Raw genomic sequence first — 20,962 nt, forward strand, 5'->3', positions numbered from 1 at the left:
TCAAACTGAGCAATCAAACTGAGCAATCAACCTCGGCGGCACAGTTGAAAATAGAAAGTTGAATACTGAAAGTTGAGCCATAAAAAAACACCCTCACTTTGCAATGAGGGTGTTTTCGTTTAAAAAATAACTGACATCTACACTTATACCCAATCAACTTGAAGATCCGTGTTTCAGAGCTTCACCGTGTTTTCAATACTAGGCGCGTTAATGCGGTAATGTAGGTACCTTATAAATTAGCGCAACAACGCTCTTGATTTAATAATCAGGGAAACACGGTGAAACTCCCAAAGGGCAAGTTTTACACGTGTTTATGCTGCGTTATTGATTTTGGAAAGGGAACGACCATTACCCGCAATCAATGCCTTGCCTAAACGCGTGTAAATTCTTGCTGAAATCGAGCATCTTCAGGTTGTTTGGGTATAAGATAAACAGTACAGATTAGCCTTGCAGTAAATACTCTTCGGCTTTTTCGATGCTGCGTGGTTTACCCACTAACATCAAAATATCATTACGCCTTAAAATCCAATCTAGCGGTGGAGGGTCCATTTCTTCTCCGCGGCGTCGCACAGCTCTTAATTCGACATCTAAAGTTTGCCACGGAATATCGGCAATGGTTTTCCCCACGGCACTGGCACCCGTGGCTAACGACACCGCATGCAATAAGTCGAGGGTGAAATCGGTTTCGGTGCCGGAAAAAAAGCCGTGTAAATACTGGTAATGGTTACGACGCTCCGATTCTAGGCGTTTAATAATCCGCGCTAATGGCACGCCGCATTTAAACAATACCTGCGACACCAACATTAAACTGCCCTCAAGCGACTCAGGAATAACTTGAGTCGCCCCTGCCTCTTTAAGCTCATGTAAGTTTGAATCATCGCGAGTGCGCACTAAAATTTTCACTTCGGGAGCGAGCTTTCTGGCTACTGCAAGACACTCTTCTGATTGCCTTGGCTCGCAAAATGTTACGACCACCAAACTGGCCTGACGAATGCCCATTTTCTTTAATAACGCCATACGGCAAGCATCGCCAAAATAGATATTCTCTCCAGCGGCTCGAGCTTCAGTTACACGTGTAGGATCGAGATCGAGCACGATATACGGCACAGCCTCAGTTTTTAAAAAGCGCGCTATGGTTTGCCCTACCCGGCCGTAACCTAAAATCAGCACTAAATCGCTGTCATCGCTAATGGGTAAATTAACCTCTAATGGTTCATTTTGCGGCTTTTTATGGCCTCCCGTAAGCTTTTTAGCAATATCAATACTGTGACGAATAAGCCACGGCGCTATCGACATTGAGATAACCGCAACTGCCACGAGAACCGTGCTGACTTCGTTTTCGAGTAATTGGTAATTCACTGCCAGTGCTAATAACACAAAACTGAACTCACCGACTTGAGCCAAGCTGATAGCGGTACTTAATGCAATTTTGCCGTTCTCGCCCACCAATTTCAGTATGCCATACACAATCAACGCTTTAGCCAACACCACACTGACTAAAATCAATAACACTTGCCACCAATATTGCATGACTAAGTTAAAGTCGAGCAGCATGCCTATCGAGATAAAAAACAGCCCCATAAGCAAATCACGAAATGGCCTAATATCGGCTTCTAATTGTCTACGGTATTGGCTTTCGCCCAATAACATGCCGGCAATAAATGCCCCTAATGCCATGGATAATCCTAGCCACTGGGTAAATGCACCGGTGACCAACGCCACAACCAAAGTAGACAGTACAAATAACTCGTTTGAACGTGAGCGCGCGACTTCATCGAAAATACGCGGCAATATCCATTTACCAAACGACATTAAGCCTAAAAACGCCAAAATACCGGTTAGCAAGCCCCACGCAATCGCATTAAAGCTCATTTGGGTGCCATCATTGGCGAGTAACGGCATTACTATGAGTAAAGGCACCACGGCTAAATCTTGAAATAACAACACACTGACCGACAACTCACCGTGGCGTCTGCGTAACCAATTTTGTTCATTTAGTAATTTGAGCACAATGGCGGTAGACGACAACGCAATAGCCGAACCAATCAGCACCGCAGCCACCAGATTTTGGCCCACTAGCATGGCAATACCACCGGCAACCAATGCGGTGACAATCATTTGCGCACTGCCTAGGCCAAATACAGTGCGGCGCATTGCCCATAATCGCGGCACCGAAAACTCAAGCCCGAGAGTGAACATCAGTAAAACCACGCCAAGCTCAGCCACCGACTGCATTTGCAATTGAGTAAACCAATGAAAACCGCTCGGGCCGCTCACCACACCGGTTAACAAGTAAGCCAAAATGGCCGGCAAACCAAGGCGGCGCAACAATGCAATCGCCACAATCGCAATCACAAGCATTGAAAGAATATGAATAAAAATGCTGTGTTCCATTACGGTCTGGGTTCCTTGTCAAAAAAATGTCGAAAGGGAAATAAATGCTGTACCTCTTCTACAGTAAATCATCAAACAACTAATAACTATAGAATTTTTTTCATGGGCACGATTATTGCTACTAACAAAGTAATTAGTTGTCACGTACTGGAGAAAATACAATGGATTTTGCACTCGCTACAGAGTTTTATCCTGAAGATTACTGGTACCGTTCAGACGCTTACTTGAATATGGATTCTGAACTGGATCTGATTCAAGTAATTCAACAGCTACATGGAAGTTTAGATCCTAGGACAGTTTTTGCCTGTTTCGGCAAAATTCTAGGACAACATTTGCCGATTAAAGGATTACAGTTGACCCTAGACAAACAAAAATTTGTTTGGGGACGTCATTACGGTATTGAACTGCAACGCACTGTTGCAGATAAACAAGACCAATTTAACCTGGTTTATCAGCTTGCTATGCCACTGAGCACAGCTCAAGCGCATACGTTAAGCCGGTTAGAAGCGATGTTTATTCAGCCATTAAGCAATGCACTGAAGTATCAAAGCATGTCTAAACAAGCCATGTTTGATTCGTTAACAGGTTTGGGCAATCGCTATTATTATAATCAGGCGGTTGGTACTGCTTTAGCTCGCGCTAATCGCTACCAAGGCCATGTGTCATTAGTGGTGATTGATCTGGACAAATTTAAGCAACTAAACGACATACATGGCCATAAAGCCGGCGATTATGTTTTAGTGGGCTTTGCCGAATTAATTAACGAAGCCATTCGTGATACCGACCAGGCATTTAGAATTGGCGGTGACGAATTTGTGATTATCACTCAAGGTGACACACTAGCGGCAGAGATAGTCTGCCAACGAATTATTGACATGATGCCAAAACATGCTCAATTAACCGAATACGACATAAAATGCAGCTTAGGGATTGCCGAGGCGATTCCAGAGCAACTTGCTGATAATCTATACGAACGGGCAGATAAAGCCATGTATGCAGCAAAAGCGGCTGGGCGTAATTGCTATCGCATCGATGTAGGTGAACAAGCAGGATAGATATGTAGCTTAAAGTCTCGCTAAGGTGCCAGCACCATGGCGTTGGTTTGAATAGACAACTAATTAATTGAAAAAGCCCTTATCCAGTGGAATAAGGGCTTTTTAGTTTATGACATCCCGCGTAGTTGAATACGCCTTAAAAACTCAGTCATCACCCTATCGTAAACTAAGTCTCCTAAAAACAAATCTTCAACGCCATGATCAATACTCGGATTATCGTTCACCTCAATCACAAACGCTTTGCCATCGATTTCTTTTAAGTCAACGCCATACAAACCAGCACCAATTAAATTAGATGCTTTAACCGCGGCATCAACAATATTATGCGGCACCATTTTTAAATCAATACAGTCAAAATCGCCACTGCTGACACGGCCACTTTGATGATGCTGATAAATTTGCCAATGGCCACGGCTCATAAAATAACGACACGCGTAAATAGGTTGGCGGTTTAATACGCCAATGCGCCAATCGTAATCGGTTGGCATAAAGGCTTGCGCTAAAATGAGCGCGCTGTGCTCAAAAATTTTTTCTGCTTGTTCAAGCAAGGTTTGGCGGTCTTTTACTTTCACCACCCCCAGCGAAAATGCCCCGTCGGGTACTTTTAACACTATGGGCAAACCAATGGCATTAATCACATCGTCAGCCCAGTTTTTATCCGACGCTTTAAAGATCACGCTTTTAGGCACCGGCACTTTATGCTTATAGAGTAACTCTGTTAAAAATACTTTATTGGTGCATTTCATTATGGATTCAGGGTCATCCATCACCACCAAACCGAGCTGCTCAGCTGCTTTTGCAAATCGATAAGTAAAGTTACTAATATTAGTTGTGGAGCGAATAAACAGCCCATCAAACTCACTTAAGCGAGCCAAATCGTGTTTACCGATTTGCACTAAATCCATGCCAATACGATTCGCCGCTTTGGTAAATAACTTCAATGCCGCTTTATCAGACGGCGGCATTTTTTCGTTTTCATCCACTAACATGGCGATTTCGTAACGATAGCGTTTTGACGGCTTAGGCAAGCGCCACACTTTTTGAGAGAACACTTCTAAATAGCGAGCAAACAAGTCTTGCTCAGGTTCGGTTAAGTCTTGAAATGCCGCAGGCTCAATAATATCCACCTGCCATTTACCCGACACTTTAAGCAAATTCACTTGCAAAATGGGCACGGTAAAACGTTCAAATATTTTGCGGGCAATTTTATCTAATGCAGGATTATCGCAGTAGCCAAAATACACCTTCATCGCAATGCTAGTCACATTGTCTGCCAGCTTATCAAGCCCTGCTTGAGGTAAACTAAAAAAACGGTCTTGCGACAAATCGTTAATGGTCATCACCCGAGGGATAACTCGATGTCCGCGGGCTTCAGCCATTAACGAGCAATAATAGCCGGTAGTGAGGTAGTCATAACTGCGGCATAAGTTAATCACTTGCATGGCGCTTTTATCCGAGTACGCCCCCATCTCTAAATAATCATGAACCGTGACCATATGATCACTGGGCAAATAAGGACGCCAATCATTGACATCATCGGTGACAATTAAAAACTGAGCCATAAATATCTATTGCCTCTTATGCGGTTTAGCGCGTAAATTAACCCACTAGTTGTTTGCCATTTCGAGCCGACTCATGCTGCTACGCCAAGCCAACCTCTCTGATTTACCCCAACTCAATACCATTGAAAACAATGCCTTTAGCGGCGATAAAATTAGCCCTCGGCAAATGAAACGTTTTATCAACTCGCCATTAGACAGTTTGTTCGTCGCAGAAATAGACGGCACACTCGCCGCTTATGCCTTAGTGCTGTTTAACCGAGGCACTAGGCTCGCCAGACTGTATTCAATTGCGGTTACGGCTGAGTTTAGAGGCCGTAACATTGCCTTTGAGCTGGTGAGTCGCTGCGAGCAAATCGTCGTCGAACGTGGCTTTATTACATTACGCCTCGAAGTGCGAAACGACAATATCGCTGCAAAAAATCTTTACTTAAAAATGGGTTATAAGGTCCTTAAAACCTTAGTGCACTATTACGATGATTTAGCCGATGGCGTGCGCATGCACAAACGCTTAGACACGCCAGGGCCAAGTAAAGTGATTAAGATGCCTTTGTATGTACAAACCACACCGTTTACCTGCGGCGCGGCGTGTTTGATGATGGCCATGAGTGCGGTAAAACCGCAATATAATCCCAGTAGAGTGGATGAGTTAAGTATTTGGCGTGAAGCCACCACCATATTTATGACCAGCGGTCATGGCGGTTGCAGCGTGCATGGCTTAGCTTTGGCGGCAATCAAGCGAGGCTTACAGATTGCCATTTACAGCCAGTCTTCATCGGTGCCATTTATCGATAGCGTGCGGGATAAAAACAAAAAAGCGGTCATCACCTTAGTACACAATGATTTTTGCCAACAGTTAGCTTCACAAGGCGTTATGGTCCATAACGCCTCGCCAACTATTACTCAATTAAAACACTGGACAGACCAAAAGTTTGTAGTGCTGTTGATGATCAGTACCTATCGTTTTAATGGCGAAAAAGGCCCACATTGGGTGGTATTGAGCGGTTACAACGAGCAGTTTATGTTTATCCACGATCCGTTTGTTGAGGCGCAAAAAGATGCCATTAACGCAGCTTACGTGCCCATCAGTCAGGCAGAGCTTGCGCAGGTCATGCAGTATGGTAAGCAGAAACAGGTTTCTTGTTTGGTAGTGGAATCATCTTTGGCTTAACAAGGTTAAGCTTTTTGATGGCCAACGGGCACTAACGTCATGGCGCTTCGCCCACACCAGAGTGAAGTGATAACGCCCTGAACGAAATGTGTTCACGATCTTGCCCTGGGGTGACTAATCAACTTGTCATTAGCGGTTTCTTAATGTACTTTTCACACGTTTAGTAACTATGTCATCCAATGATATACACTAACGCCTCCAAGTATAATCATTAGTAAGATTCCGCCTCTCGATAACTGATATACAGCCGAAACCATTGTCCCATTTCCATACCGACTCTTTGATAACAAGTTATAATAAAACTCGTTTACAGACTTCGCATAATATTTAAATATTAGGAAATAGCTTGTCGAAGCTATAAGCCAAGTACATTCCATTAATATAAAAGCAGTCGAGTCTTCAAATAGCGCTATAAAAATGAAGGGGGAAAGGAAAAATAATACTAACCATGCAATAGCATAATAAGTACACTTTTGTTTTAAAATATATCTCCATTCTTCATACTCAGTAATATTTTTAGCTCTTGCTTCTTTATACTCCTTTTTATGTCTACTTTTCTTACCCATTCAAAAAACAACCTTATATTTTAGTAATCCTATAACGACACATACTTATTTCACTCCTAAAGCGGCATTCTACAACTTCAACGCTCAAATCTAGGGAATCCCCAGATGATTCTTTTAAATTTCAGAATAGTAGACACGCATGGTGTTATCTGATCTAATCAATTTCGCCACTTATTCCTATAAGAAGGCTACTAAATATAACGCCATGTGTGCTCCTGTTAAACTTAAGCATATACTACACGATTTGCTTAAAAAACAATGCCCCAAAATTCTCTTATGGTTGCCATTGAGTCACTACTCGATAGAAATCAATCGTCACTCACTCAGCTTGATCGCAATATTACAGGTTCTGAATGATTAATCATGCTACTCATTTTATGATAATTAACATAACTGCTTTTAAGTTTAATTGCGGTAACCTTCTTCACTATTCAAATGTATAAATTGAATGGCAATTATCAACAAACTGAGCGCTAGATTGAAAATGGTGAGCTAGGCAGAAAATTAAACACTGCACTAGTGGCTTGATTGATATCAAGCTGGCAATCAGGTGATTGATTTAGTGTCAGACGTTAAGCCTTAAGCACACAACCAGCGATGGCTGTTTGATTCACCTTGTCTTAGCTTTCGCTCTAGATATTCGCAATATTCCGTTAATGCAGGTAAAGCCCCTACTGCACCTTTGAATAATGAATCAAACTCAGTAGTGATTTTTAGCCTGTTGTCAGCAGAAATATTGAGTCTATTGAGAAAACTATCGTGGGTAGCCATGTTTATGAATTTTACCTCTGTCTTAGAAGTGTAATCTTGCTACAAAAACATCATTAGCATACTCAGGATCAAAGATACTGATCATAAATGACACCCCCTACTTTTTATGAGTTTTTCAAACTCACCCTTCGGGTCGGCGTCGCATTGCTCCTTCGTTCGGCTGGGCGGTTTTTCATCAATCACTCTGTAGGTTGAGCTGAGGCACGAAGCCCAATAGATTGTTTTAGATATGAAAAAGTTGGGTTGCTTATCGTTAGACCAACCTATCTAGCGAATACAAAACACCCTCAAAAGGTGGGGGGTCTTTTAAAAATCTATAAATAAATGCTGAGTTAAAATTATAGAATTATCAATATCTGTCCAATACGTATGTTGTTTAGATGCTTAAGCTGATTCAATTTTGCAAGCGTCTTCACACTAACTCCAGTTCTTGCAGAAATAAGTGACAAACTATCACCAGAACGAACAGTATAAAATTGCTGTTTAGTCTTAGCAGGCTGTTTTACCACTATCTTTGTAACGACAACCTTCTTGGTTGGGGTACTTTTAACAACAACTATCTTGTTAGTACTCTTAACGTTCTTAGTAACAACTACTGTTTTCGTATTATTCTTACTAATGTTTTCATTTACCTTCTTGGTATAAGTAACTTCATTTTGTTGTTTATGGTTATTAGATAGGCTGTTGTTATCCGCTGATGCCACGCCTGCAACAGTTAAAGCCAAAACCGAAAGAGCTGTTACTAAAGTTAATTTTACATTTTTCATATTATTTACCCTTTATTAAATTTTTTGGTTTAAATTCGTTTGTTGCTTTTGTTCAAACGTTGAAAGTATTTTACACCAGATAAATGCAAACTTGTGTAGAGAGGAAGTAAAGAATAATTGACAATTATCGTGGATGGCCATGTTTTAAGTTACTTTGATTCAAGATATCTAAAATGAGTCTGTCAGTTTATATTTGTCTTCCCGGCAATGCTTTTGAGCCGGGATCCAGGTGTTTCATTTACTGTTTGTGTTTATGTACTTTTGTACTCATGGCCTGCGGCCACTAACGTCGTGGCGCTTCGCCCACACCAGACCAAGAGGAAATTAACGGCTATTCCCTCTTTACTCTTTATAAAAGAATTGGCCCAGCCGCCATATCAAAATTATCATTCTTAACTTAACAATAGCTGCGATAATTTCGCGACGTGGTTAGATCCAGCTTTTTACTCTATTTGGAATCGGCTCGGCCACCTCTTTATGGTGAAGAATGAAAATGCTAACGCTTCCGATGGTAAATCTGATGTGAATGGATTCACGAATGTCGCGGTGGCATGGATGCCAAAGAGCGACCTGTACCGCGAAAGCTAAGTTCATATCTGATAGGCAGGATGCCTGAATGCCTTGTAGCACCTGGATGTGCGTGAAAGGCCATGTGAGCTTCACGCATTCACTTATAAAGAGTCTTCAACGGCCTCAAGTTCAGAGTTGAATTTGAATATTTTCAAACAAGCACATTTTGAATAGAAGCAGGTTAGAAGTTATTTTTTTTATAAAAGTTTACCCTGCCCAGTTAATTTTTGGTTAATGAAGCAATGACTTATCACTATTATCACAATTATCACAATGCCAAATGCTATTAAGCTACATCGCCTGCACTTGATTTTATAAAGAATGACACCTTATTGGCGCGCATTAATGAATGCAATCAACAAAGTCGTTTACACCTTAAATGAGCCTGAAACTAACTGTGCACAAAGCACCTCTGACTTGAATAGTGCCATCTTAGGGTTAACCGATAAATGTCTCGGCTTTGGCTTCCTGCGTCGCTCTACCTCCTAAATCCATTTAGTCGTAGTACCCCTGATATTTCAAAGGAATGAAAAGCGTCAGGCAGCATTCTTTAATTTAAAAGAAATCGCACTAAGAGAGCCTCTATATGTGTTTGCTGTAAACGATGATTTGACAGCTAAATGACAGACGAAGTAGATGAATTTGTTGATTGATTTTTATTTGACTGCAAAAGCAGTCAAATAAGTTAGGCTCGCCTATTGACTGGCGGAAGGCTCATATGTGTTAGCAAGCATTTATTAGTAGCTAAGTTCTTTCAAATGTAGCTCTATGTCTTTTAATCCATCAAATACATGATTAAATAAATTTATAGTTATAGAAGGTGCATCTACCTGTCTAGTCACTCCTTTCAGATGGGTATGTGCCTCTCTATTTCTAGCGCTTTTTAAAGTACCAAGAGCTGATTCAAGTCGTGCTTTTTTTAATGGATCAAGTTTATCTTCCAATTTTTCAATATTTATAAGACCAACAACATAAGTAAGCATTTTCATAAAGTGCTTTTTGTATTCAAACCCATAGGTTGGTTTAATTATCTGGGTCGCGATATAGTTTTTATTTGCTTGACTCTTAAGTGAGCGATTAGCACACTTTTGAACTATATCGTCCATTGATTCTTCTATCCAACCACAAAGCTCTAACATAGCAAGCTTTGAGTAATATAATTTACTCTTAAGCGTTATAGCGTTGAGATATAGCTTATCTAATTGCTTTAAATTACTTTCAATGTACGAGCGAGCTATCATGATTTACCAATATTATGAAAAAATTTCTATAGAAGCAGATATACGAGCTTCGACTTTATCTTTCTTAGCAACACCACCGTTTAAATATTCAGTAGCTAAAGAGCTATGCTCTTTAAGTCTTAAGAAACGTGATGTTAAGTCTTCTTTTGATAACAGTTCTAAAGAATCAATATTAGCAGACACACCAGCCAATAAAGCTTCTAATGTAGAGATACCTACTCTTTCATCTCCCGGTAGAACTTTCGCTTCTATTAATTTAACTGTTCTTAAAAAATTGTCTTTTTTAGCTTGTAAGAAATCTTCACTAGGAGCCCTATTAACTCTCATATATTCATTTAAAAATTTAGATAAAATGCCTTTATATTTTAATAGGTCATCATTAAATGCAAAGTGCCTTAGGATCATTTCAACATATTTAAACCTAGAATCATCTTTATCTTTGAGCCTATTGATAGCTCTCCAATGAGTATTCTCATTTAATTCTTTTAATAGTGAATTCAAAGAGCCACTGAATATACAATTTCTTATTTCTTGATTATTTAGTTTTGTCCCGCCAGTGTTAAGCCTATGAAATATGGTAAATAAATATTCCATATGAGATTTTTTACTATGATCACATCTAAGAACAGTCACAGGGAGAGTGAGATTTTCTAATCTTTGATAAAGAATATGATCAACACTATCTTCGTCTTTAAAATGTGATACTTTTTTACCTGCTAACTTTTTATCAATATCATCAAGATCTGATAAACGCCATGATTTGTCATCTAAAAATCGAATAATTGCAGTCATCCGTTGAAGCCCATCAATTACCTGCCACTTTTGAGTTTTAAAATCTAAGCTAAAGCACATACTCGGTATGGGTAGTTGTTTTATAAGTGAATCAATAAATCTTGTTTGAGCGGGTGGGTTCCAAACAGAATCTCTTTGAAAATCAGGGGTTATATCTAAAATACCCTTATCATACATTCGGAATAAATCTGCACATGAACGTAGCTCATTATAGGCAATGATATCTGAGGGTGGTTGCTGATCAGATTCATCTTCAAAAAATGATTGCTCTTCTTCTTTTTCTAGTTCTGTTAAGTCATCTGTACTCATAAATTATCTCAATTAAATTGTATAAATAAATATTATTAACAGAATAACATTCAAACTTGATTCTGTAATTGATAAATGAACAGCTTTGCTTGCTAACGCTTATTGAAGGGCTCGCCCGATAATGTCGGCCCTTTAACTTATTGATTAATAACATCCTACATTTGCTAACTTATTGTTGTAAAGCAGTTTTATTTAGATCATCTGGCAAATAAAAACGAGGTTGCGCGTTAAAAGTGGACTCAATATTTAACAGCAAACAAAAAACACTTTAATTTCAATGCATTACAATCTTCGCAAATTATTATTCGTGCTACTTTAGTTTACTTATCACCGATTAAACTTAAAAATACGCCAAAAAACATTACAACTGTTTTTATGCACAGTGCACACCACATAAAAGTGGAGGACTAGCTACCACTGGATATCTATCCGACATTTGTAAGCTAGCTAAAATGCAGTCTGGAGCTGGGCAAAGCGCCACGACGTTAGTGGCCGCTGGTTATATTTGAAATACTCTTTGCTACATAAATGAGTTAACTAATTGACTTTCAGAGGTTCTAATTCAACTCTGAACTTGAGGACGTTGAAGACTCTTTATAAGTGAATGCGTGAAGCTCACATGGCCTTTCACGCACATCCATGTGCTACAAGGCACTCAGGCATCCTGCCTATCAGATGTGAGCTTAGCTTTCGCGGTACAGGTCGCTCTTTGGCATCCATGCCACCGCGACATTCGTGAATCCATTCACATCAGATGTACCATCGGAAGCGTTAGCATTTTCATTCTTCACCATAAAGAGGTGGCCGAGGCAGAATTCAAACGAAGCCACAAGCTGGATCATTTTCCGTCGCGACCTTTTCGCTGTTTGAAAATGTTGCCGGAACGGCAGGGGTGATCCAAGAGGGGATTGCTGTTGATCCCCTCTTGGCCAGTGCAAGGTGGAACCTTGCGATCTTACTTCAAACGAAGTTTGAAAAAGCCTGGTATGGGCGAAACGCCTACGACCTTAGTGGCCATAGGTACAATATGTACAAAAGTACAAAACAAACACCTGGATCCCGGCTCAAAAGCATTACCGGGAAGACGGTTAAATCAACCTGCGTAAATTGGCAACTTACAACCTTAATCTGGTGTGGGCGAAGCGCCACGACGTTAGTGGCCGCAGGCCATACATATGAGGCCATATGAGCCCATATATTTCAACCCATATGTATCAACCCATATGTATCAGCTAATAAACATCACCTCCGAAGCTTCCCTCGATAAAATTATCGTTATTATTTTTCAATTTTTTGACCTAACGTTATTTTTATTCCCTTTATATCAAGTCTACTAGGAATAGAATTCAATATCGGTGGATATAAGGTATTAATAATGCAAAGTTTAATCAATTGGCAATTGTTACATAAGCGCTTATCTAAAAAAAAGAGACCAGAAAGTGAGTTTCTATTAAATTGGGATGAGTTTGCCGAAATGTATGATGGAATGATCCGTCTTGAAGCACGTTTTAGCGAACAACAAGTCGCCTGCCTGCCTATTGAAGCAAGTGATACCGTGGTTGATATAGGTTCTGGCCCAGGTCGTTTATCGGTGCCATTAGCTCACAGAGCTCAACAAGTAACAGCGGTGGATGCCTTTCCTAATATGTTAGCCCGCTGTATGAAAAACGCTAAAAATGCAGGTGTTGATAATATCAAACCGCTGTTACAAGATTGGGAAGCTGAAGATGCTTTAGAACAAATAGGCATGCATGATATCGCCATCGCTTCTCGTTCTGTCGGTTTAGCCGATTTAAAAAAGCTCAATAAGATTGCCAGAAAATATGCCATTATCATCGCATTTGCTAATGCTCCGAGTTTAAAACAGATACATTTTGAGTTTCTAGAAGGTATGATCCCCAATGCTAAAAGAAGCAAAAAAACCAAGGACAGAGCATTTAGTTATAACATTACTTACAATATGCTTTACGACATGGGCGCTGAGCCAAATGTATTAATCCTTGATGATGGTTTTGAGGCTATCTATAACACCAAACAAGAAGCCTATGATGACTTAACGTTTATGGGCAATATTCAACCAGATGTTGAGCATCTATTTCACCAAAATATTGATAAACACCTTACCGCGACCGAAGATAATCGCTGGAAATTATTTTGCCCAACCCGTTCTTTTGTCATGTGGTGGAAAACCAGTGACATAGTGGAATAAACAACCCACTTAACCGCATGAATATTAACATTAATGACGATGAGACTAAAAAGGAGGCTTTCGCCTCCTCTCTTTATCCAACTAGCAAACACTACTTACCGTCTTGTGCTCGACGTTTTTTAAAGTCAGATTCTTCTAGCCATTTTGGCCAGTCGTTGTTGTTGGCCAGCTTTTCAATAATGTCACTGATTAAAGCGAGGTCTTGCTCGACTCCGCCTAAATTCCAGCTGGCATCATAATCGTCGGCAGCTTGATGGTATTTATGAGCAATGTAGTCTGGGTCAGTATCACCTAGGCTCATAAACATTAACCCTGGCACACCTTGTTGGGCTAAGGCAAAGTGGTCTGAACGGAACATTAAGCCGTTTTGTGGACGAGGATCTGCTTTTACAGTGCGCCCTTGCGCTTTGGCGGCATCATCTAAATAAGTTTCTAACTCTGACACGCCCTGGCCGTAACGCAGTATGTAATTAACACCTTTGCCAACGTTCATGCCGTCAATGTTTAAAAACGACACCAGTTGTTTAGTCGGGACTGGAGGATTGGCGGCAAAGTATTGCGCGCCAATGAGGCCTGTTTCTTCTGCGGTAAAGGCAGTAAACAAAATAGAGCGTTTAGGTGCTTTGTTTTGCGCTTTAAAATGTCGCGCTAACTGTAACACGCCTGCTACACCCGAGGCATTGTCGACAGCACCGTTATAAATGCGGGTTTTGCCATCTTGCACAGTTTTACCTAAATGATCCCAATGCGCATGCATGACGACCCATTCGTCGGCTTGGCTAGTACCAGGGATAAGCCCTGCTACGTTATAAGATGTAGCCAATTCGATTTGATTTTTTAGCGATAAGTTGGCTGTAAGTTTAAGCGGTATAGACTTAAAACCGGGCTTAGCGGCGGTGAGTTTCAGTGTGTCGTAATCAAGGCCCGCTGCGCTAAAGATTTTTTGCGCGGTTTGATGTTGAACCCAGCCCATAACACCGATGTGTGATTGGTTTTTATGGTCATCCACTAAAGTATATTTAGTATTGGTATTGCTGTTTTCAACCACATTCCAACCATAAGCAGCTGGGGCAGTTTCATGGACAATAAACACCGCTTTGGCGCCCTGCCTTGCAGCTTCTTCGTACTTGTAAGTCCAGCGACCATAGTAGGTCATGGCATTACCTTTAAAAATGTCAGGGTCTTGAGTCGCAAAACCTGGATCATTGACCAGCATAATTAACGTTTTACCTTTCACATCAATGTTAGCGTAGTCATTCCACTGGTATTCTGGTGCATTAATACCGTACCCCACAAACACCACATCACTGCCATCTAAGCTGACTTGAGGTTGAACTTGTTCAGTACGGGCGGTGAAATCAGTACCGTTGTTAAACACTAAATCGCCGACACTGAGTTGCATCGTTTGGTCGGCTGTTATTTTAGCCATAGGCACTGCTTGACGGTAGCTGTCACCAAAACCCGGTTGAAGCCCCATGGCTTTATAGGCTTTTTCTAAATATTCAACGGTCAGCTTTTCGCCATGAGATAACGGCCCACGGCCTTCAAATTCATCGCTTGCTAAGGTTTGCACATCTTGGCGGTAGGTTTTTTCATCAAATTGAAATGGCGTAGCGTTAACGCTTGGCAGTATAAACACACCACACACAGCTAATAAACGAAAGGTATTCACAGACAACATCCTTTGTTAAATATTAAGAAAAATAATTGTAAACATGGCTAGGTATTAGAGCGGACTTCGCCTTGTTAGAACGTTTCACGGCGATAAAGACTAGACTCACCAATATAGTCTGAAGCGATAATCAGTGCTACCGCTTTTGTCGCCCTTCATCGTGTGTTCAAAAGCGGTAAACTAAGCCCGGTTTGGCCTTGTGCTGCCAGGTAACGTTTGTCTATCCATAATCCTATTGCGGCAACTAACACATCATCGTAAAAAATTAATGGAATTTGCTGACGGCGCCAGGGTGGAATTTGACATTCCTGCCAGAGCTTTTTGAGCTCTCGAGGTTTGGTGCGTTGCGATGTGGCAAACTGTGGCTGGCATTTAATTGAACCTGCTGCGCCATATTTTATCATTACGTGTACATGAGTTGCAGGCAATGCAAGTAGTGGCATTGTTGATGCTGACACGTCTTGCTGTACACATTCTGCTTTATAGGACTGTATTTGCACACTAAATGATTGCTGCCCTACTTTGCCGCTGACTTGATTTAGCTTGCCTGCTAATACCGCCAGAATATCACGTTGCAATGCTGTGGCATCTTGAGGTTCAAGCGCTTGATGGGTTAACACATATGCGATATTCGCAAAGCGTTTAACCTGATAATCGCCCCATTGAATGGCCACATTGGCATCATCTTTTGCATCAAGCAGTTGTGACAATATTTGCTGCAATTGCGATTGCGATGGCAAACTCACACCACAATGCTGTAAATAACCGCGAAATAATAATGCCTGCCAGGCGGCACTCAATAGGCCAAATCCAGTGAGCTTAAACCCGCTTGATTCGGTGATTAATGCATTTGTATCGGTGGGTAGAGTTAACCACTGGGGTAAGCGATGACTCACTTCATCATCAATCACTTGTTGTTGATCCGCACACAATGCCGCGCTTCTTGCTGCGGTGGTGGCAATACTTGGCCAGCGTTGTTTTAAGCGAGGAATAATCTCTAAACGTAAAAAGTTACGGTCGTAACTGTCGTCTTGATTACTTTCATCTTCAATATGACGAACACCATATTGTACTGCAAATTGCTCTATTTGATCGCGGCTGATATCCAATAACGGTCTAAGTAACCACCCTTGTTTGTAAGCTTGTATCGCCCCCATTGCGGCTAGCCCTTTTGGGCCTTGCCCACGTTTTAACGCGAGTAATAAGGTTTCAAGTTGATCATCTTGGTGATGGGCGGTCAGTAAAATGTCACCCGGATTAAGATAACGGTCAAAAGCCTGATAGCGCGCATCACGCGCTTTGGCTTCTAAACTTTCTCTTGGACCTTTGTTAACGTTCACTCGCTCTATTTGTACAGGCAGTTGGTAATGATTAGCACGAGTGATGCAATGGTCAACCCACGTATTAGCATTAGGACTTAATCCATGATGTACATGAATAAGTAAACAAGCGATATGCGGGTGTTTTTGGGCAAAGGCACTTAAGCCAAACGCTAAGACTTCTGAGTCAACGCCGCCACTGTAAGCCAGCACTAACTTAGGAGCTTGCTCACTGTGTAGCAAACCTTGCTCATACAGTGGCAATATGGCCAGCTCTAATAACGTTAGCAGCTGTTTTGCTGTGAGTGAGTCAGGCATTAACGCTGTTTTTGTCATGATGTTAGCCTAATTAAAGGTGATTTTGACGTTATTAGACCCAAGCATACTTTCAAGCGATAACATAAGCTCATCACTTGGGTTTACCCGCCATTCATCGCCTAAGGTAATTCTGCCGCTGGCTTCTGGTTTAACATAATTAATCACCACTGGTACTGCGCCATTACGCCATGGCGTTAAGGTTTGCTCAAACGTTTCCAGCCATTCGGGGGTAACATCATTGCCTTGAACATTAATTTCAACTGCGCGAGCAAAGTGACTGCGAGCTTCGCCAATTTCGATAACATTACGGGCGTTCATGCGATTACCGCCAGAGAAGTCATCAAAACTGACATCGCCTTCACAAATGAGAATACGATCTTTTTCAAGCAAATGACCAAATTTTTCAAACGGCTCGGTAAATAACATAATTTCTAAACGCGCGCTTTTATCGTCTAACGTGACTAAGCCCATTTTTGAACCACGCTTGGTGATCATCACTCGGGTTGCCACCACTAACCCAGCCGCTTTAACGGTTTTACCGCGCTCAGTTGGGTGAATGTCTTTTAATCGACCATTGGTGTATTGCTTAAGCTCTTTTAAATACTGGTTAATGGGGTGTCCAGTTAAATACAAGCCTAAGGTTTCACGCTCGCCTTCTAGCCAAATTTTGTCTGGCCATGGGGTACATTGAATAAAGTTTTGCTTACTGTCTTCTGGCTCACTATTGAGTAAACCAAACATATCATTTTGACCAATTGCTTCGGCTTTAGCATGTTGCGCTGCGGCGCTAATGGCTTGGGGCAAGGTCGCCATCATGGAGGCACGATGCGGGCCTAGGGTGTCTAGTGCCCCAGCTAAAATGAGTTTTTCAATGACGCGTTTGTTGAGCTTTTTTAAATCGACACGGGCACAGAAATCGAACAAGTCGGTAAATGGACCGTCTTTACGGGCGGCTAAAATAGAATCGACTGGGCCTTCGCCCACGCCTTTAATCGCGCCGATACCGTAAACAATATTAAGATCGTCATCGACCGTAAACTTGAATAAGCCTTTGTTTACGTCGGGCGGAATTAACGGCAAGCCCATGCGCTCACACTCATCAACTAAGGTGACGATTTTGTCGGTGTTGTCCATGTCGGCAGACATTACCGCTGCCATGAATTGCGACGGGAAATGGGTTTTAAGCCACAATGTTTGGTACGACACCAGTGCATAAGCTGCTGAATGCGATTTGTTAAAACCGTAACCGGCAAACTTTTCAACCAAGTCGAAAATTTTCATCGACAGTTCGCCGTCGACACCGTTATTGATCGCGCCCTCTTTAAAGGTACCGCGCTGCTTGGCCATTTCTTCTGGCTTTTTCTTACCCATTGCACGACGGAGCATATCCGCGCCGCCTAGGGTGTAACCCGACAATACCTGAGCAATCTGCATGACCTGCTCTTGATACAAGATAATGCCGTAGGTCGGTGACAATAATTCTCTTAGCGATTCATGCTGATATTCAGCATCGGGGTATGACACTTCCTCACGGCCGTGCTTACGTTCGATAAAGTTATCAACCATGCCTGACTGCAAAGGACCTGGGCGGAAAAGAGCCACAAGTGCAATCATGTCTTCAAAGCAGTCAGGCTGTAGACGTTTAATCAGGTCTTTCATACCGCGAGATTCAAGCTGGAATACCGCGGTGGTTTCGTAACGTTGCAGTAATCTAAAACAAGCGGGATCGGCAAGTGGAATGGATTCTATGCGAACTGGCTCTTTGCCTTCTTTGACTTGGCGCGGATTGATCATCTGCAATGCCCAGTCAATAATGGTTAAGGTACGTAAGCCCAAGAAGTCGAACTTAACCAAACCTGCAGTTTCTACGTCATTTTTATCAAACTGAGTAACGGGGTTTAAGCCTTCTGCATCGCAATATAAAGGCGCAAAATCGGTAATTCGAGTCGGTGCGATAACCACACCACCGGCATGCTTACCCGCGTTACGGGTTACGCCTTCTAGGCGACGACACATGTCGATAAGTTCTTTTACATCTTCATCACCGGCATAGGCTTCTGGCAGCGCAGGTTCAACCTCAAAGGCTTTTGCCAATGTCATCCCAGGCTCTGCCGGGATCATCTTGGTTAAGCGCTCAACAAAGCCGTACGGATGACCTAATACGCGGCCTACATCGCGCACAACCGCTTTTGCCGCCATGGTACCAAAGGTAATAATCTGGGATACCGCTTCGCGGCCATACAGGTCGGCAACGTGATCAATTACCTCGTCACGTCGGTCCATACAAAAGTCGACGTCAAAGTCGGGCATCGATACACGTTCTGGGTTCAAGAATCGCTCGAACAGTAAATCGTATTCTAGTGGGTCTAAATCGGTAATTTTAAGTGCGTATGCCACTAATGACCCCGCACCAGAACCACGACCTGGACCAACGGGAATGCCTTGGTCTTTACCCCATTGAATAAACTCCATCACAATAAGGAAGTAACCAGGGAACCCCATTTGGTTAATCACTTTAAGTTCAATTTCGAGGCGTTCGTCATATTCGCCGCGTTTTTCGGCACGAACTTGTGGGTCTGGGAATAAAAATTCGAGACGCTCTTCTAAGCCTTTTTGTGACACGTTAACCAAGAAGTCTTCAATGGATAAGTCGCCGGTCGGGAAATTCGGTAAAAAGTATTCATTTAAGCGAATGGTGACATTACAGCGTTTCGCTATTTCAACACTGTTTTGAATGGCTGACGGAATGTCGGCAAACAGTGCGATCATTTCATCTTCTGTGCGCAGGTATTGTTGGTCACTGTAGGTTTTAGGACGGCGAGGATCAACCAAAGTAAAACCATCGTGAATGGCTACGCGGATTTCATGTGCTTCAAAATCATCTTGCTTTAAAAACACCACTTGATTGGTGGCAACAACAGGCAAATCTTTTTCTGATGCGAGCTCAACCGCCATGTGTAAATAGCGTTCTTCATGAGCTCGACCGGTTCGAATAAGCTCAAGATAATAGCGGTCTGCAAAATGCTGTTGATAAAATTCAATCAGTGAGTCGACCTGGTTTTGGTTACCCTTTAATAAGGCTTTACCCACATCGCCATCTTTAGCACCAGAGATAATAATTAAGCCACGATTAAACTTCACCAGCCAGTCTTGATCGATCACTACCCGACCATTAACTTGGCCACGTAAGTAGGCTTCACTGATGAGCTGGGTCAGGTTTTGATAACCTTCGTTGTCCATGGCAATAATCGTTAACGCACAAAACTCTTTTTCAAAACCCGGTGTTTGCACCCAAAAATCGGCGCCAATAATGGGTTTAATCCCTGCACCGTTACAAGCACCATAAAATTTAACTAGACCACAAAAGTTGTTTTGATCGGTTAATGCTATTGCAGCCATGCCCTGACTTTCAGCAGCAGCAATAATAGGTTTAACTTTAGCAACGCCATCAGACATTGAATAATCACTGTGGACGCGTAAATGAACAAAACGAGGATCGGACATAGATTAATTATTCTTCGAAAAAGATGAATGAAACAACACGAAAAAGCGGGATTTAGACTATCAAAATTCCCTAGTTTCGCCAATGAAAACTAGGGAATGATTATTAGTCTTGAAGCAACATACGTTCAGCAACGGGTTTAAAACTTTTACGATGTTCAGCTAAGACGCCATGTAAGGCTAAGGCTTCAAAATGCGCCTTGGTGGGATAGCCTTTATGCTTAGCAAAACCATACTGAGGATATTGATTATCTAAGGTTTCCATTTCAGCATCGCGGGTCACTTTAGCAATAATAGAAGCTGCGCTTATTGCAGCAACTAAACCATCACCTTTAATCACGGCATGGCTGGCAATACCAAAATCAGGCACACGGTTACCATCAACCAGCACACGTTGTGGTTTGATGCTCAACCCTGCGACCGCTCGCTGCATGGCTAACATCGTGGCATGCAAAATATTCAATTCATCGATTTCTGCAGGGCTGGCTCTGCCGACGCTAACACTGAGCGCATTTGTCATAATCTCTTGATATAAGGCATTGCGACGCTTTTCGCTGAGTTTTTTAGAATCGTTTAATCCGATAATAGGCTTGGTCGGATCTAAAATCACCGCCGCGGTGACCACATCGCCCACTAACGGCCCACGGCCGACTTCATCAACACCGGCAACCCTTCCTTGCGATATCAAATCAACTTGTTCTGGGGTGATATTTTTAATCACTACCGGTACAGTATCAAGCGTTATCAT

The 20,962-nt window shown here is 42.0% G+C and carries 15 protein-coding genes; 4 read left to right on the forward strand and 11 right to left on the reverse strand.

Features of this window, described 5'->3' with window-relative positions:
• Positions 1-441: 441 nt before the first annotated feature.
• Complete coding sequence (locus ACROAE_RS10400; protein ID WP_432401436.1) at positions 442-2,394, reverse strand: monovalent cation:proton antiporter-2 (CPA2) family protein; 1,953 nt, start codon at positions 2,392-2,394, stop codon at positions 442-444.
• Positions 2,395-2,555: 161 nt separating this feature from the next.
• On the opposite strand from ACROAE_RS10400, the gene ACROAE_RS10405 reads away from it, so the two are divergent.
• Positions 2,556-3,449, forward strand: a complete 894-nt coding sequence (locus ACROAE_RS10405) for a GGDEF domain-containing protein (RefSeq protein WP_432401438.1) — start codon at positions 2,556-2,558, stop codon at positions 3,447-3,449.
• Between the two features lie 107 nt (positions 3,450-3,556).
• Here ACROAE_RS10405 and ACROAE_RS10410 read toward each other — a convergent pair whose 3' ends face one another.
• Entirely contained in the window at positions 3,557-5,011 is a 1,455-nt protein-coding gene (locus tag ACROAE_RS10410) for a RimK family protein (protein WP_432401440.1), read from the reverse strand.
• 73 nt (positions 5,012-5,084) lie between these two features.
• Between ACROAE_RS10410 and ACROAE_RS10415 the strand changes: the two genes are divergently transcribed.
• On the forward strand, positions 5,085-6,179 hold the full coding sequence (locus tag ACROAE_RS10415) for a peptidase C39 family protein (protein ID WP_432401442.1): 1,095 nt from the start codon (positions 5,085-5,087) through the stop codon (positions 6,177-6,179).
• Between the two features lie 167 nt (positions 6,180-6,346).
• Here ACROAE_RS10415 and ACROAE_RS10420 read toward each other — a convergent pair whose 3' ends face one another.
• The 3 genes from ACROAE_RS10420 to ACROAE_RS10430 form a co-directional block, all read right to left on the reverse strand.
• Entirely contained in the window at positions 6,347-6,745 is a 399-nt protein-coding gene (locus ACROAE_RS10420) for a hypothetical protein (RefSeq protein ID WP_432401444.1), read from the reverse strand.
• A gap of 579 nt (positions 6,746-7,324) precedes the next feature.
• Entirely contained in the window at positions 7,325-7,516 is a 192-nt protein-coding gene (locus tag ACROAE_RS10425; protein ID WP_432401446.1) for a hypothetical protein, read from the reverse strand.
• Between the two features lie 338 nt (positions 7,517-7,854).
• A complete protein-coding gene (locus ACROAE_RS10430; RefSeq protein WP_432401448.1) occupies positions 7,855-8,283 on the reverse strand; it encodes a LysM peptidoglycan-binding domain-containing protein in 429 nt (142 codons plus the stop codon).
• A gap of 915 nt (positions 8,284-9,198) precedes the next feature.
• Between ACROAE_RS10430 and ACROAE_RS10435 the strand changes: the two genes are divergently transcribed.
• Entirely contained in the window at positions 9,199-9,342 is a 144-nt protein-coding gene (locus ACROAE_RS10435) for a hypothetical protein (protein WP_432401450.1), read from the forward strand.
• 248 nt (positions 9,343-9,590) lie between these two features.
• Here the strand turns inward: ACROAE_RS10435 and ACROAE_RS10440 are convergent, their stop codons facing one another.
• Positions 9,591-10,094 carry a hypothetical protein gene (locus ACROAE_RS10440; RefSeq protein WP_432401452.1) on the reverse strand — a complete coding sequence of 168 codons (504 nt, stop codon included), beginning with the start codon at positions 10,092-10,094 and terminating at the stop codon, positions 9,591-9,593.
• Between the two features lie 12 nt (positions 10,095-10,106).
• The gene (locus ACROAE_RS10445) at positions 10,107-11,195 is read right to left on the reverse strand and encodes a DUF262 domain-containing protein (RefSeq protein WP_432401454.1); all 1,089 of its coding nucleotides are present in this window, start codon (positions 11,193-11,195) and stop codon (positions 10,107-10,109) included.
• A 1,375-nt stretch (positions 11,196-12,570) separates the two neighbouring features.
• On the opposite strand from ACROAE_RS10445, the gene ACROAE_RS10450 reads away from it, so the two are divergent.
• Entirely contained in the window at positions 12,571-13,404 is an 834-nt protein-coding gene (locus ACROAE_RS10450) for a class I SAM-dependent methyltransferase (RefSeq protein WP_432401456.1), read from the forward strand.
• Positions 13,405-13,495: 91 nt separating this feature from the next.
• Here ACROAE_RS10450 and ACROAE_RS10455 read toward each other — a convergent pair whose 3' ends face one another.
• The 4 genes from ACROAE_RS10455 to rnhB all read right to left on the reverse strand — a co-directional run bounded on the left by ACROAE_RS10455 (position 13,496) and on the right by rnhB (position 20,962).
• Complete coding sequence (locus ACROAE_RS10455; RefSeq protein WP_432401458.1) at positions 13,496-15,085, reverse strand: M28 family metallopeptidase; 1,590 nt, start codon at positions 15,083-15,085, stop codon at positions 13,496-13,498.
• A 146-nt stretch (positions 15,086-15,231) separates the two neighbouring features.
• Positions 15,232-16,731 (reverse strand): tRNA lysidine(34) synthetase TilS, encoded by a 1,500-nt coding sequence (tilS, locus tag ACROAE_RS10460; protein ID WP_432401460.1) that lies wholly within the window; start codon positions 16,729-16,731, stop codon positions 15,232-15,234.
• Positions 16,732-16,740: 9 nt separating this feature from the next.
• Positions 16,741-20,217 (reverse strand): DNA polymerase III subunit alpha, encoded by a 3,477-nt coding sequence (dnaE, locus tag ACROAE_RS10465; RefSeq protein ID WP_432401462.1) that lies wholly within the window; start codon positions 20,215-20,217, stop codon positions 16,741-16,743.
• 103 nt (positions 20,218-20,320) lie between these two features.
• Entirely contained in the window at positions 20,321-20,962 is a 642-nt protein-coding gene (rnhB, locus tag ACROAE_RS10470) for a ribonuclease HII (RefSeq protein WP_432401464.1), read from the reverse strand.

Source organism: Shewanella sp. MF05960 (assembly GCF_050849305.1).
Lineage (GTDB): Bacteria > Pseudomonadota > Gammaproteobacteria > Enterobacterales > Shewanellaceae > Shewanella.